This window comes from Ferrimicrobium sp. (genome assembly GCF_027364955.1).
In the GTDB taxonomy this organism is placed as follows: domain Bacteria; phylum Actinomycetota; class Acidimicrobiia; order Acidimicrobiales; family Acidimicrobiaceae; genus Ferrimicrobium.
Window position 1 is genome coordinate 1 of the sequence record NZ_DAHXOI010000023.1, and the last position, 14,476, is coordinate 14,476.

Annotated in this window: 11 protein-coding genes and 1 pseudogene; 9 read left to right on the forward strand and 3 right to left on the reverse strand. The window is 58.2% G+C overall.

Translation table 11 applies throughout. The features are described from left to right. The first annotated feature begins 888 nt into the window (after positions 1-888). On the forward strand, positions 889-1,464 hold the full coding sequence (locus M7Q83_RS11555) for a hypothetical protein (RefSeq protein WP_298338877.1): 576 nt from the start codon (positions 889-891) through the stop codon (positions 1,462-1,464). 101 nt (positions 1,465-1,565) lie between these two features. Here the strand turns inward: M7Q83_RS11555 and M7Q83_RS11560 are convergent, their stop codons facing one another. Next, on the reverse strand, positions 1,566-1,964 hold the full coding sequence (locus M7Q83_RS11560) for a GntR family transcriptional regulator (RefSeq protein ID WP_298338881.1): 399 nt from the start codon (positions 1,962-1,964) through the stop codon (positions 1,566-1,568). Positions 1,965-2,255: 291 nt separating this feature from the next. Here M7Q83_RS11560 and M7Q83_RS11565 point away from each other — a divergent pair, with 291 nt between their 5' ends. Then, entirely contained in the window at positions 2,256-6,260 is a 4,005-nt protein-coding gene (locus tag M7Q83_RS11565; RefSeq protein WP_298338884.1) for a DEAD/DEAH box helicase, read from the forward strand. Between the two features lie 186 nt (positions 6,261-6,446). Here M7Q83_RS11565 and M7Q83_RS11570 read toward each other — a convergent pair whose 3' ends face one another. Continuing rightward, complete coding sequence (locus tag M7Q83_RS11570; protein WP_298338887.1) at positions 6,447-7,703, reverse strand: MFS transporter; 1,257 nt, start codon at positions 7,701-7,703, stop codon at positions 6,447-6,449. A 311-nt stretch (positions 7,704-8,014) separates the two neighbouring features. On the opposite strand from M7Q83_RS11570, the gene M7Q83_RS11575 reads away from it, so the two are divergent. Further along, on the forward strand, positions 8,015-8,731 hold the full coding sequence (locus M7Q83_RS11575; protein ID WP_298338889.1) for a fatty acid desaturase: 717 nt from the start codon (positions 8,015-8,017) through the stop codon (positions 8,729-8,731). A gap of 259 nt (positions 8,732-8,990) precedes the next feature. On the opposite strand, the gene M7Q83_RS11580 is transcribed toward M7Q83_RS11575, so the two are convergent. Beyond that, positions 8,991-10,244 (reverse strand): hypothetical protein, encoded by a 1,254-nt coding sequence (locus M7Q83_RS11580; RefSeq protein WP_298338892.1) that lies wholly within the window; start codon positions 10,242-10,244, stop codon positions 8,991-8,993. A gap of 170 nt (positions 10,245-10,414) precedes the next feature. On the opposite strand from M7Q83_RS11580, the gene M7Q83_RS11585 reads away from it, so the two are divergent. The 6 genes and pseudogenes from M7Q83_RS11585 (at position 10,415) to dnaB (ending at position 14,460) form a co-directional block, all read left to right on the forward strand. Beyond that, positions 10,415-10,807, forward strand: a complete 393-nt coding sequence (locus M7Q83_RS11585) for a DUF5318 family protein (protein WP_298338896.1) — start codon at positions 10,415-10,417, stop codon at positions 10,805-10,807. 190 nt (positions 10,808-10,997) lie between these two features. After that, on the forward strand, positions 10,998-11,333 hold the full coding sequence (rpsF, locus tag M7Q83_RS11590; RefSeq protein WP_298338899.1) for a 30S ribosomal protein S6: 336 nt from the start codon (positions 10,998-11,000) through the stop codon (positions 11,331-11,333). Between the two features lie 21 nt (positions 11,334-11,354). Next, on the forward strand, positions 11,355-11,819 hold the full coding sequence (gene ssb / locus M7Q83_RS11595; RefSeq protein ID WP_298338902.1) for a single-stranded DNA-binding protein: 465 nt from the start codon (positions 11,355-11,357) through the stop codon (positions 11,817-11,819). Between the two features lie 2 nt (positions 11,820-11,821). Continuing rightward, positions 11,822-12,085, forward strand: a pseudogene (gene rpsR / locus M7Q83_RS11600) (30S ribosomal protein S18); the annotation flags it as partial. A 149-nt stretch (positions 12,086-12,234) separates the two neighbouring features. After that, on the forward strand, positions 12,235-12,684 hold the full coding sequence (gene rplI, locus M7Q83_RS11605) for a 50S ribosomal protein L9 (protein ID WP_298338905.1): 450 nt from the start codon (positions 12,235-12,237) through the stop codon (positions 12,682-12,684). A gap of 12 nt (positions 12,685-12,696) precedes the next feature. Beyond that, positions 12,697-14,460, forward strand: a complete 1,764-nt coding sequence (dnaB, locus tag M7Q83_RS11610) for a replicative DNA helicase (RefSeq protein WP_298338908.1) — start codon at positions 12,697-12,699, stop codon at positions 14,458-14,460. Positions 14,461-14,476: the final 16 nt, after the last annotated feature.

Below are 14,476 nucleotides of genomic sequence, written 5' to 3' on the forward strand. Positions count from 1 at the left end.
ACCTTGGGACAGTGCCCACTCACGCAAGTTCACTATATGTAACTATAGCACATCTATACGTCAACTGTTGCTACCCTGTCCGACCGAAGCCGCCCGAAGGTGGCGAAAGCTATGCTACTGGCGGTCAATAACTCCGGTGGCACCTCTGCGCCGCGTCGCGGGAACGATGGTTGATGCTGCAATTGCCGTGGTGGTAGATCGTCGCTGGAACACGGCGCTTCTTTGTGTTGAGGGAGCGAGTGACGGCGTAGGTAGCGTTGTCGATCGGATGCAGTGTTCGGCGGGCACGTTTGATTGCTCGCGGGGTCAGCGCATTCTTGCTGGTGCGCACTGGGTGCGCTGCACGCCGCACGCTCCTTGGGACCAAAGCTCGCGATAAAAATCCCATCCGAATCCTCCTTTGATGATAGGACAACACTACATCATCGTGCGATTCGAAGGCGGCATGAGTCAGGACCTATCTCGCGGTGGTGATGGCTCGGTGCTTTCTCCAAGCCAGTACGAGGTGCAAACAGGGGTTTTGCCGTTCAGGGGCCTCCTTGCGTGGAGTGAGGGGGCCGCAGCTCTCGGTTGGGTCCAGGTGACCGGTGCTCTCCCTCGCAGGGCTTGGTGGGTCACTCCACATACAAGAGCCCCTGGCGTGATTCGCATGAACCCAAAGCCCTCTGGGTCGAAAAGCATTCTTGGGGACCGAAGAGGCGATACGTGCGCGATCGTGGCGGACACCGCTGTATCCCTCCACCGCCAATCCCTCGATGTGGTCGCTGGCTGGAGACAACGTCCGTCCTCATACCGCGTGGCTGGTTCAGATCGCTCGTGTAAATGATCAGCGTTGCGTGACGGCGACGGTCGTTAGTTGGCGATAGTGAAGACAGCTATACTAGCTTCATGACAGTCTCGACGGATTCAGTACCAGGTAGTCATGATGTGGCAGTGGACGATCGCCGTCGTGAGGAGCTCCTGTTTCGTGAAGCCCGACGGCGCCAACGGCGTAGGCGCCTGATCTGGGCGGGCTTCTTCGTCCTCGTGTTGGCGATGGTCGGCTATGGGGTCTATGGACAAGAACAGGCCCTTCATCGCAACCCGACGGCAAAGCACCTGGTAGCGACTCCAGTGGCAGATCGGTCCGTTGCAGTTTTGAACTGCAAGGATGTCGCGGTGGTGGAACCGAAGAACTTCGTGATCTCCTGTGCCGACGGCAATACCATGCTCACCAAAACCCGATGGATTCGGTGGAATCGAGGTGGTGCCACGGGGACGACGGACTTTGCGATTAATCTCTGTAACCCGAGCTGCTTCGCCTCGAAGATGTCGTTGTTCCCGCAGAGTACGGTTGTGCTCGCGCGTCCGATGAAGACACAACACGGGGTTTTGTTTTCGGAGTTGGTGGTCCGCTATCGTGCTGATGGGAAGCTATCGAAGTTCTCGATGAGTTGGAATGGTGACCCAGCTTTCCGGAGGTAAAACGCAGGCCGGAGGAGCCTTGGCCGTCGGCCCTTTGGGTGTCGCCCGCGTGTAAACCTGCGTGGCGTTCCATGGTTAAGTATCGATTGGCACCGCAGTGGCTAGGCAAGTGAGCTCAGCATTGCGATCAGCTCGTCGCGCTCGTAACCCTGTTTGCGGGCAAACGCAAGGAGTTCTACTGTGCGGGTAAGCACGAGGGAGCGTTCTTGGGTGCCTGCGACTTTAATGGAACGTCCGCGACCCATCTCAATGAGTCCTTCATCGCGTAGCATTCTCAGCGCTCGGAGTACGGTATTGGGATTGACGCCAAGTTCGGCCGCTAAGTCTCGTGCCTGTGGAATGCGCTGGCCAGGTTTGGCCTCGCCCTCCGCGATGGCGCGCCGTATCTCTGCGGCAACCTGTTCGTGGAGTGCAGTTGGCTTTGCCCGCGAGACGGGAGGAAGGCTGAGGGCCGCTTTAGGGACTGCGTGTGTCTGGTCAACGTCAGGAGTGGAAGTCATAACGCTAACTATGTTAGCTTCATTGTAGCAGTCTGGGTGCGGGCCACTCATCGAGCCCGAGCCGAGCGAAGGCCCATAGACGCTCTGACCGGTCACGGATTGATCGAGGGTTCTCGCGCATGGACGTGGTTGCAGGTCTGAACTTTGAGTATCGGCGATGGCGCGCTGGCGTCCACGGTGCGATCGCGATAGCGCTTGGTAGCATGGACACAAGGCCAACTGGCTAGCTGCCGCGCCAACGAGGAGGTGTCTTAACTGTTATCGCATACCGCAACCAGTCTGGCCAAGGCCATGGCACTTCAGTGGGGATTGACGACGAAAAAGCTGAGCTATGAGGTGCTTGATTCGATGGTCCGCGCTGGCATCGTGGATGGCCCGATCACCAAGACCAAATCGGATGCCGCATGGATAGAGCTCGATGTGGCTGGCTATCTGCTATCGGACCGTGTGGCAGGCTATGCAAAAATCGCCGGCGAACTCGGCAACGATCTGTACTTTGAGCTGGTCGAGACGGTTCATCACTCGGAACTCGTTGGGGTGCTACGGAGTGCCGGTTACCGCGCCTATGCATTGGATCGGTATCTCGACATCGGTCGACTTCGTCTGAACGCGATGCGGCGGCCCGGATCAGCCAATGAACACTCTCGGTACGCAATGCATGGTCTGGAGGCTGACGAGCTACGGGAGGCGTTCTTTGATCGTTTCGATCCTCGCCTCTTTGAGAACTTGGCACCAGAGTGGGGCGAGCTCGTTGCCGCTCAAGCGTTGGCAAGTCACCTCTGGGACTTCGACGTCTCGGTGATCGATATGGTGCAAGTCCTATTAGATCAGGAGTTTGTCGACCCCCAGCTCCATTTGGCGCTGGCCCAAGTGCTCTTCCTCCGAGGACAGGTTGATCAGGTGCAATCCTATATCGGCGATGAACTGGGATTGTATACTCCATTCTTCGATGCCTTGGAGCTGATCCGGTCTGGGGAGTACGCATTGGGGGCCCAGACCTACGCTAGCGCCATGGCTGGCTATACCAAGGTGACCCGTACCCGCTCTGCACCACTGTATCCGGTGACGGAATTCTGGTATCCAATGGCGTTGCTAGCCTCCGGCACTGCCGCCGATCTGGAACGAGCTCTCAAGTACTGCATCGCCAGCTCTCACTCGAAAAACCCTCCCCGGTTCTCTCTCTTTGGTAAGTGGGCACATGCGATCCGTGTGCGGCTCGGACGAGAGGGACTCGACCCCGACGTCTTTGTCCAGCCGTATTCCCGTGGTCTAGATGCACTGTCCGATCTCTTGTTGATCAACTGGTTAGCACCTGAACTGGAGTCGGTACGATCCAAAACGGGTGAACATCTCCAGCGTGCACACGATCGAGCGCTGGCGGTCTTCGCACCCTGTGGCTTTGTTCGATTAGTCGAATTGACTACAACGGCCTTTGTGCATGCCACCGGGGGAGAGGATGCTGCCCCCTTCTTTGTCGGTGCGCCCCAACCCCACTGGCAACTGGTGCTCGACTCCCTCCGTGCTCTTGGAGAGGAGGCGCCCGAGCGTATAAGTCGTTATGTTTGGATGATCAACCAAACTGGGAATGGACATCTCCGTTCCGTCGAACCGTGTCTTCAAACTAAGGGAGTCCGTGGATGGGGTAAGCCCAAGACTGTGAGCTTGGCACGCTTGGTATCTGACAGTGAGCTTCCTGGCGAAGACGCTCGGGTGCTGCGTTCAATCCGCAAACTCTCCGGCAGTGGCGGCGGTCGTTATGAACTGGATCTCGGTGCGGCCATGATGAGCCTGATTGGACACCCTCGGGTTGTCTTGAACACCGACCCGGATCGGTTCATCGAGGTCGTGGAGGGTCGCCCGGAAATAGTGGTGGCACGCACCGATGATGGACTCGAGGTGAGAGTCGAACCGCCGTCGCTCGCCGATCTGGTGGATCAAGCCAACGCGACAAGCTGGGGTCGGGCCCCAGATGCAGAGATTTTACGGGTGATGGTGGAGCCTCCCTCTCGGCTCGTGGTGATCCGGCTCTCGAAGGCCCAACGGCAGGCGATTCAGCTGATGGGCAAGCGCTTTCAGGTCCCTCGTGAAGCTGTTCGAGATATGGACTCGACGTTAGCGGCTCTAAGCGCCCACTTCGAGATCCAGTCTGACGAGGTTGTCACGGGGCGAGTGGTCGACACGGCCTCGAAGCTGCGCTGTGAACTCAAACCACAGGGAGAGGGAATCACCATGCGTATTGTGGCCGCGCCACTCGGGCCGCAGGGGCCGAGATTGGTCCCCGGTGTCGGGCGTGCCAAAGTAGTCGCAAGGATCGACGCAGAGACGGTGGCGACGACTCGTGATCTCGATTGGGAGGCAGAGCTCGCCGGCAGAGTCGTTGAGGCACTGGGGGTCGCTCACGGGGATATTGCGAATGAGATTGACTTCCCTACTGCAGACGAGGCGCTTGACGCGCTCGAGACGCTCAACGCTTTTCTTGACGAGCTCGATCTTGACTGGCCCAAGGGCAAGGCGATTCAGGTGCTCTCGCCTGGTCTAGGTGCACTACGGGTCGCGGTGTCGAGTCAGAAGGACTGGTTGGCGGTCAGGGGTGGGATAGCGCTGGACGACGAGAAGGTGTTTGCGCTCAAAGAGCTGATGGCTGCTGCCACCAGTGGTGCGAAGTTCGTGACGCTTAAGGAGGGTCAGTACCTCGCTTTAACCGGATCGTTAAAGGAGAGGGTCCTTGAACTCGCGGCAATTACCGACAGCTCTGGCAAGGAGATCAAAGCCTCCAAGTTAGCAATCGGTGCCCTTGAGGAGCTCACCGATGGGGCCACGGCGACGTTTGATACGAGTGCGGCGCAGCTGATCGAGCGGCTGCACCTGGCCCAGAAGTTGGTTCCTGTTGTTCCTTCAACCCTCGAAGCGGAACTACGACCCTACCAACGTGAGGGTTTTGCCTGGGCGATTCGTCTGGCTGAGGCAGGGTTTGGTGCGTGTCTCGCCGATGACATGGGATTGGGCAAGACGCTCCAGGCGCTGGCGGTGGCGCTTGCACGGGTGCGAAGCGACGGGGACCCGACGCTGGTAGTCTGTCCGACCTCGGTGGTGGACAACTGGATCAACGAGACGTTGCGTTTTGCCCCTACGCTCAACCCGATCAACTTCGCTCGGGCAGATCGATCGAGGGTGGTTGCCGATGCGAGCGGTCACGATGTCGTCGTCGTCTCGTACAGCGTGTTGATCCAAGACGAGGATCTACTGTCCTCGCGCCACTGGAGGACGCTCATCGTCGATGAGGCCCAGGCGATTAAAAACATCGCTGCAAAGCGTACGCAAGCGCTGAGTGGTCTCGATGCAGACTTCAAGATGGCGCTGTCGGGTACACCGATTGAAAACCATTTGACCGAACTCTATTCGATCGTGAATTTCCTCAACCCAGGGCTGTTAGGGACCCCTACACAGTTTGGGAGACGATTCGTGACGCCAGTGGAGCGCGATAAGGACCAAAATGCACGGCGGCGGCTTCGAAAAATAGTCGGCCCCTTCGTGCTGCGGCGCTTGAAGACCGATGTACTCACCGATTTGCCGCCGAGAACCGAACTCACGCTGACGGTAGAGCCGCGAGAAGATGAGGCACACTTCTACGAGGCGATGCGCCTGCGTGCGATCGAGGCCGCCGAGGTGGCTCTTGAACATAACGAGGCCCAAGCCAGCTTCCATATCCTCGCAGAGCTCACGCGACTTCGTCGGGCCGCCTGTGATATACGATTGGCAGAACCCACCTTTGGTGCCGTAGGTTCGAAGGTGGAGGCGCTCTTGGAGCTTGCGAGTGAAATCCAAGATAACGGACATCAGGCGCTTGTGTTCTCGCAGTTTGTTGACTTTCTCTCCCTCGTCCGCCAGGCCTTTGATACGGCGGGACTACGTTATCAGTACCTCGATGGGTCGACGCCGGCAAGTCAACGGGCGCGCGAGGTAGAAAGCTTCCAGTCAGGAAACGCGAACTTCTTCCTCATCAGCATCAAGGCGGGCGGGGTCGGCCTGAATCTCACGGCGGCTGATTACGTGATCATCGCTGATCCGTGGTGGAACCCTGCGGTCGAGGAGCAGGCGATGGGCAGGGCACATCGTATCGGCCAGAGTCGACCAGTGACCTCGTATCGGCTGATTGCGCGGGGGACGATCGAAGAGACGATCACTGAACTGCATGCATCCAAGCTCGCCTTGGCCGAGGGAGTCCTTGGTGAGGACGCATCGATGGGTGCGCTTCCGTCAGCTCGCGATCTCATCGAGTTGATGTACGAACGGTAAGTCCAGTGTTGCCCGCGTTGGTCTCGGTCGGCCGCGCGGGAGGGATGCTCTATGAGAGGTGTGGTTCGTGTCGCCGACGCGTATCCTGGCTCCCTGGCCCTGCCCATAGTCGCCCTGACCCATCGTTCTGTCGATCACGGCTGTGTCTCGCTAGCGTGAGGACGTTGGAGGAGTGAGTTGGGGGAGCTATTGCGTCTCGGTGTAGGGGGTAGGAACTCGGCGAAAGATGCTGTAGATGACGATATCGTAGGCTGCTTTGAGTCCGCCGGCTATGACGAAGGGATACGCAAAGAGTGAGGTACTCGAGAGAAAGACTCCCGCGATGAGTGGTGACGCTCCCGTTCCGAGACTCCGTGCGCCATTGGTTGTCGCGGCGAGGTACCCGCGATCCTCGGCATCGACGATCGCCATCGTATAGGCCTGGCGGGTGGGGACGTCCATCTGCGACAGCATGTGACGTGCAAGCAGGACCACTGCGGCGAGGAGACCTGTCGGGGCAAAGGGTACCAGTGCGAGGAGAATGTTGGAGGGTAAGTGGGTGAAGACCATGGTGTTCAAGAGTCCAAACCGTTTGGAGATTGAGGCGGCCACCAAGGATGATAGTGCGGAGAAGAGGTTGGTACCAAAAAAGAGCAGCCCGATCTGGGTGAGGTCAAAGCCAAACTTGACACGGAACCAGTAGACGAGGAGCCCTTGCACAATCAAACCTCCTCCAAAGGCGTCCACGGTGAACAGGGCGGTGAGTGTGCGGACCACCTTGCGGACCTGTGCTGTGGGGTGATGGCGGGGTTGAGGGTTCACGGCCTCGGAGTTGTTGAGGATCTGTTCCACCGAATTCGGAACCACCGCATAGAGAATGAGTTGGATCAGGGCGATTGCACTATAGGCGAGGACAACGACGCGAAACAGTCCAGTTGAGATCTCTGACGCGTGTCCTAGTTCGAAGCCGAGGAGGGCGGCGATCAGCGCACCAACCGCGGTGGCCGTGTAGCCAACCAAGGTGAACCAGGCATAGGTCTTCGTGCGGGCATGCCCCTTGACAAGTTTCGACAGCATCGCCTGTTCGATACCGAGGAAGAGTCCGACCTCCTTGCCGGTTGGGGAGATACTGCCCAGGATGATGATGACGCCGAGGAGGAGCGGCTCCTTGGTCACCAGGAGGAAGGGAGCGGCGACGAACCAGAGGAACGAACTGAGCATGAGCAGCCGACGTCGGCCGAAGTGGTCGACGTAGCGACCAATGAAGAGGGAGATCAATGACGACCCGAGTAGCGCGACGGTGAACAAGGCTCCAATCTCAAGTGCCGAGATATGTTGTTCGTGCCAGTAGAGCGGCAGAATGATGGCAATCACACCAAAGCCCACTTCGCGTAGGGCCCGAGCGATCAACAGAAACCAGGCTGCTCGGTCCCTTGGCGTCGGCTCCTCGTTGTTCTTGGTCATGTTGTGGACTTTCTTGTTCGGGAGTGCCCTCTTTCTTTCCAGTACAACCTAGCCAACGTCACCGGAGGTTGTGTAGGCACCGAGGAGGTGTCCTGATCGTGCGATCGTTGTCAGATGTGTCTGCTCGCGTGGCGGTCGTGGTTGATCAATGCCCTCGTTCGGTCGCTAAAAGCGCGTCGTGTGTTCGGAGAGAAGGAGTGGGGGAAAATGATTGCAGTTACCAAGGAAATAGCAACCGATACCTACGCATTTCCTAAGGATTCGCATTCTAAGGACGGAATGAGCGTGCCAAGAGAAGTATGCTTAGCAGGGTGCTATTTGCCCTCATCTTTGCCTTCTTTATTACCCAGCTCTCGATCCTTTTGACAACGCTCTATTTACACCGGACACTCTCGCATAAGGCGCTTAAGCTAGCTCCAGCGGTCGAGTTCGTAGTCCGGCTGTTGTTGTGGCTCACGACCGGGATTCAGCGTCGTGAGTGGGTTGGAGTCCATCGGATCCATCACGCGCACACGGACGTCGCTGGAGACCCACACTCACCGATCGTTGAGAGCTACTGGAAGATCCAGCTCCTTAACCTCTTCTATTATCGGCGGGCCGCCAAAAATAGGGAAGCCATCGAGCGGGTTACCAAGGATCTCCAACCTGATCGCTGGGATCGTTATGTATTTTCGCACTCGTACCTGGGTCTTGGTCTCGGGGTTGGGATCTTGGTCGCGCTTTTTGGGGTTGAGTTAGCCGTTGTTATTTCTGTTGTCCATCTGGTGCTTTACCTCACCTTGAGTGCTGCGGTGAATGCAATAGGCCATCGATTTGGCAAGAGGCCCTTCCAGAATTTGGCCACAAATAATCAGTGGCTTGCGCTCCTGACCTTCGGCGAAGGGCTGCATAATAATCATCATGAGCTTCCTACTGCGGCAAAACTGGCCTTTCACGCACCCCAGGTAGACCTTGGCTGGTATGTGATCAGATCGCTTGAGCGGCTTCACCTGGCAAAAGTTAGGACGCTCAAACGCGGTCTTGTCTGACCCTGACGGCGTCGCGCTACTGGTAACGTGAGCCGGCGTTGGTGCCGTCTCGACCAGGTCGGTGACAGCGTGTGGATGGGCGGATGCGTGGCTAGGCCCCTCGTGACGTTCCTTGTGCCCCAGGCGACACGTACCCTTTAGGTGCTAGCCAAATCAGTACTGGCGAAATGTACCCTCAAAGTAACATACTCCTCGGGAAGGGGCATCGTCGGTAGCTCGTTCGGGCACTGTTGGAGTCGTCGCCTCTACCCGTGCCGGTCTAGGCGTGTAGGAGTCGCCACCAACGGCTCGGCGGGGGTATCGCACCAGTGGTGACGATGGCAATGCGCTCGGTATGCATCGGCCAGCTGAGCACCAGATAGCCCGCGACCGCCCCTGCAGGGCGGCCGATCAAATGGGTCGCGCTGGTGAGATGGGCATGATAGGTGATCGCTTGCCCAGGCCACAGGGCTACTTTGAGTGAGCGGGTGAGGGTGAGGTCGACGGACGATCCCACGCGCCCTAGCCAAGGAATGCGAAGGGAACCAATCCGTTGGTGAGCCCTCACCCCGTCAATGTGGACAACGCCCGCCCCAACCTCATCTGCGAGTTGCTCAGCGATGCTTGCTGCATGATGGAGTGAGGCCGGCCCCTGTTGGTTGAGGACGACGGCGATCGCCGGGAAGGAGCCGGAGGGGGACTGCTCCTCGGTGGCGATAGCGGCACAGCCGCCAGACCAAATGGTGTAGCCCGACTTGATGCCAACCACGTTGGCTGTGCCAATTCGGGCGACAATGTTGGTCAGGGTGCCAACCAGTGGCAGCGTGACCGTATGCTCGTCGACGATCTGATCGAAGACGGCGTTGCGCATGTCCATCGCGGCGATGGTTGCGACGGCTTGGGCGGTGGCTTTGGTTGCCGGGTTGAAGCCACTCGCGTCAGCAAAGTGGGTGTTGGTGAGGTCCAAGCGAGTCGCGGTTTGGTTCATCTGTGCCACAAAGGAGCGTTGAGAGCCAGCGACCCAGGATGCGAGCAGTTGGGCGACGTTGTTGGCTGAACGTGTGAGGAGCGCCTGTAGCAGCTGATATTCGCTCAGCTGTTCCCCGGCGGTCACCTCGACCGAAGACTGGTCCTCGGCGACGTCATCGTAGTATTGTTGCTCGTCCGCGGAGGTCATGGTGAGGGTCGGTCCTTGCGAACCGATGGCCAGTGGATAGCGCTCTAAGACGAGATAGGCGGTCATCAACTTTGCCAGGCTCGCAATGGGCACCGGATGTTGATTGGGGGTTGACGCGAGAGCATTCGCGGCCAGCGAAGGGATGGCCACGGCGGCCTGCCCTTGGGTTGGCCAGTGGAACTCGGGCTGAGTGCCCGCTGCCACCAGCATGGTTGGCGGGTTGAGTGAGATCTTCAGCGGTGGGAGCGTCGCGTGCAAGCGAAACTCGAAGACGGTGCCGATGGTGAGGGCAAGAGCGCCCAAGGCGAGCATTGTGAGCAGAACCGTCCGGTGTCGTTGCAGGAAAGACGCATGCATTTGGGTGCCAAGGCTAGCATGCCCAACGATACGATTGGTGTCTCCTGGTTGTTGGTGAGCGTCGGGTCAATGGGCTAGCGTTACCGCGATGTGCGCCTGGTGGGTACCGAGGTTAAGACTTGTCCTCATTCGTATGACTAGAGTTGGGCCCATCGGGGTATGGTGGATCCATGGGAGAAGCCGACCCACAGAGGTCTCGCCGGTCAAGCTTCGATGGTCCGTCACTGGATCTGCGGCTCCTGCGCGCACGTGTCCTTGGCGATCTGCGACGAGGGAGCCTTGGTCGTGTTGACGTGTGTGATGCCGATAGACAACTTCTTGATGCTGCTGCGAGCTTTGGCGTTGTCTTGCGCGACGCGTGTCCGGTCTGTGATCAAGAGGCACTGCGTCACGTTGCGTACGGCTTTGGTAAAGGGCTGCCGGCCAGTGGCCAAGTGGTGGGTGGCCTGCTCAGCGACTCCTCGATGCTCGGCGTGAGCGACCTTAACGTATGCATTGTTGAGGTCTGTATGGCCTGTCGTTGGAACTTCCTCATCGAACGAAGGTTCAAGCGAACCAAATAGGCGAGCGGCGCGCCAAGGGTGCAGTGCAGCCGAACCTGAACCACTAGTCTGTCTTCGATCGATTCCTGTTGTAGGGGTCGTTGTATTGCTTTCCTGCTCCTTGCACCATCCTTTGGTGGTGTGGTCACTTGGCAGTGTTGTCATCTGACAGAGGAGTCCTGGTGAAGAGCCTGGTCCATAGGAGGTACCTTTGAGAACATATGAGCTAGCCCTGATTACTGACTCCTCGCTTGAGGAGGCGGTTCGTGATGGCGTGACTGAACGAGTCGAGTCGATTATCACGACCGCTGGTGGGTCGATTGGCGAGAAGGCGACGTGGGGACGTCGGACCCTCATCTATCCCATCGCTCACCATCTTGAGGGATTCTATTCATTCCACCGGTTTCAAGCTGAACCGGCGACGGTGACGGAACTCGATCGAGTTCTCTCTATTGCTGATGAGGTCCTCCGCTTCAAGATCGTTCGCCTTCCCGAGCGTGCGATAGAGTCAGGAAAGGCGCCGCTCCTCAAAGGAGCAGCGCGCTAAGACACGAGGACAGGAGAAAATATGTCCGCCGGAAATACTGTTACCTTGATTGGCAATCTCACCAAGGAGCCAGAACTTCGTTTCACGTCGCAGGGTTTGGCTCAGACCACATTTTCCATCGCCGTCAACCGGCGTCGGATGAATCAGCAAACGCAGGATTGGGAGGAGTCCACCTCCTTTTTTGAGGTAGTTTGCTGGCGTGAACTCGCTGAGAATGTGGCCGAGAGTCTCGAAAAGGGATCTCGTGCCGTTGTCACTGGCCGCCTTGAACAGCGGACATGGGAGACCCCCGATGGTGACAAGCGATCCAAGATACAGGTCATAGCCGATGAGGTTGGTCCTTCGCTTCGGTGGGCGACCGCCCAGGTGACCAAGGCAGATCGGCGTACCGGAGGCGCTGGCGACGGTGGTGGCCGTAACGTGGCACAAGCGAGTGTGCCTGAGCCGTCGATTGGAAGTTTTAACTACGATGAGGAGCCGTTTTAAAAATGGGTAAGAACGCGACGAAGAAGCGGCCGGTCCGCAAGGAGTCCGCTGATGCGCTCAAGAAATTTAAGAAAAAGCCATGTAGTTTTTGTCTGAGCAAGACTGAATGGATCGACTATAAGGACGTGGAGTTACTCCGTCGCTACATCAGCGATCGCGCTAAGATTCGCGCGCGTCGAGTCACCGGCAACTGTACGCAGCACCAGGCCGAGGTGGCCAATGCCATCAAGGTGGCGCGCGAATTGGCCTTATTACCATATCTTGCCCGACCGACCAACGACCGGGAGCGCGGTGCTGGCGGCGGTGGCCGCGGCCGCAACACTGACCGTCGTGTCCGTAATGAGGATGTCGATGACGTTGTCGATGTTGATGATGACACCCAAGAGGACGAGTCGCAAGAGGAGGAGGAGTAGGCATGGAGCTCATTCTCCGTCAACCAATCACCGGTCTCGGCCGACGAGGTGATCATGTCAGGGTCGCTGATGGGTACGCCCGCAACTATCTGCTCCCCAAAGGGTTGGCCCTGGTGGCCACACCAAAGGTAGCACAACAGGCAGAATCGATGCGCAAAGCCTCCGCCGAGAAGCATCAGCGCGAACTTGAGGCTGCATCAGAGCTGGCGTCGCAGCTGGTAGCCCTCGAGATCAGTGTTGCGAAGCGATCCTCACGAGATGGTAAGCTTTTTGGGTCCGTCACGACCGGCGAGATCGCTGAGAAGGTGACGGAACTCTCGGGTGTCAGCATCGATCGTCATCAGGTCAATATGTCGGAGCCAATCAAGACGACGGGGACCTTCTCCGTTCCGATCCGGCTGCATCCTGAGGTCGAAGTGGCGATCAACGTCGAAGTCATCGCCGAATCATAGACGAAGCATTCCATGGCGGCGCGTGAGTCGAGAGCGATTAGTGAGACTCGGGTACCGCCACATAGCGTAGAGGCTGAGGACTCGCTCGTTGGGGCGATGCTGCTCTCGCGTGATGCGATTAGCGAAGCGGTCGAACTTGTCAAAGAAGATGATTTTTTTCAGCCTTCGCTGCATCATATCTTCGCTGCACTATGGCAGCTCTACACCGCTGGGGATCCAACCGATGTGGTCTCTGTCTCGGATCAGCTCAAGCGTTCAGGGGTGCTCGAACAGGTAGGCGGGACGGAGAAGCTGTTGCTGCTACAGGCCTCGACGCCAGCCATTGCGAGCGCGGCACGCTACGCCCAGATTGTGCGTGACTACTCGCTCCTGCGACGGCTCATCGCTGCGGCCACCGAGATCGCTGAGCAGGCCTATGCCTCACCTAACGATGTCCAGGAGATTGTAGACTACGCAGAGGCACGCATCTTTGATGTCGCCAAAGGGAATAATACCGACAATGCGGTGGTCATCCGCGATGTCCTGTGGGAGGCGCTCGAAGAGCTTGAGGAGCTTTACGCCCAAGGTGGGAACCAGACCAAGACGGCTTCCACAGGCTTTAGGGATCTCGATGAGAAGCTCTCCGGGCTCCATCGGTCGAACCTGATCATCGTAGGTGCTCGCCCTGGTATGGGAAAGACCTCTTTTGCGCTATCGATGGCCTCGAAGGTGGCGGAGAACTCGGAGGACCCGGTGCTGATCTTCTCACTCGAGATGAGTCGCATCGAGATCGGCCAACGTCTGCTGGCGGGAGAAGCGAGAGTCGACTCGATGAAGATCCGTAGCGGGCGCCTCGTCGAGCGTGAGTGGGACCGTATCTCGCACGCTGCGGGCCGTTTGGCGGAGCGCAAGATCTTTATCGATGATGATCCCAATATCACCGTGTTGGATATCCGCGCGCGATCGCGTCGACTGAAGGCTAATGAGGGGCTCTCACTGGTGATGATCGACTACCTCCAGCTCATGTCGTCCAGAAAGAACGTGGAGTCACGTCAGGTTGAGGTCTCCGAGATCTCGCGAGGGCTTAAGCTTCTCGCTCGAGAGCTCGATGTGCCGGTGATTGCGCTCTCTCAGCTCTCTCGTAACTTGGAGAGTCGTTCGGATAAGCGGCCGTTGTTGGCCGATCTGCGGGAGTCAGGTTGTCTGGCTTGGGATACGCACGTTCAGCTAGACGACGGCACCACGGAGACAATTGGGATGCTGTGGGCCAAAGGCACCCAGCAGTTTGGGCTGTTGTCCGCGACGCCAGGGGCCGAACCGTTGCATTCGGTTGCCAAACGAGTGGTTGCCACTGGGGTCAAACCACTGGTCCGGATTGAGTTCGATGACGGCACCCACCTCGATGCCACCACCAATCATCCTCTCGCGACCCCGCAAGGATTTGTGCGTGTCAAGGCGCTGAAAGTCGGCGATCGGGTGATCGCTCTCGATGAGCGAGCGGCCACGATAACGAAGGTGATCGTTGCTCTTGCACCGTTACCGCCGGAGTTGGTCTTTGATATCGAGGTGCTCGAGAGTCACTGTTTCTACGCGAACGGTGCACTCGTGCATAACTCGCTGGAGCAGGACGCGGATATCGTCATGTTTATCTATCGAGATGAGGCGTATCGTCCGGACAGCCCTGACCGTGGTGTCGCTGAGATTATCATCGCAAAGCACCGCAGCGGCCCTGTGGGAACGGTACATCTCGCCTTTATGGAGAACTGGGCGCTTTTCGCCGATATCGCGCAAGGATAGGCGACCCGGTGGCGCT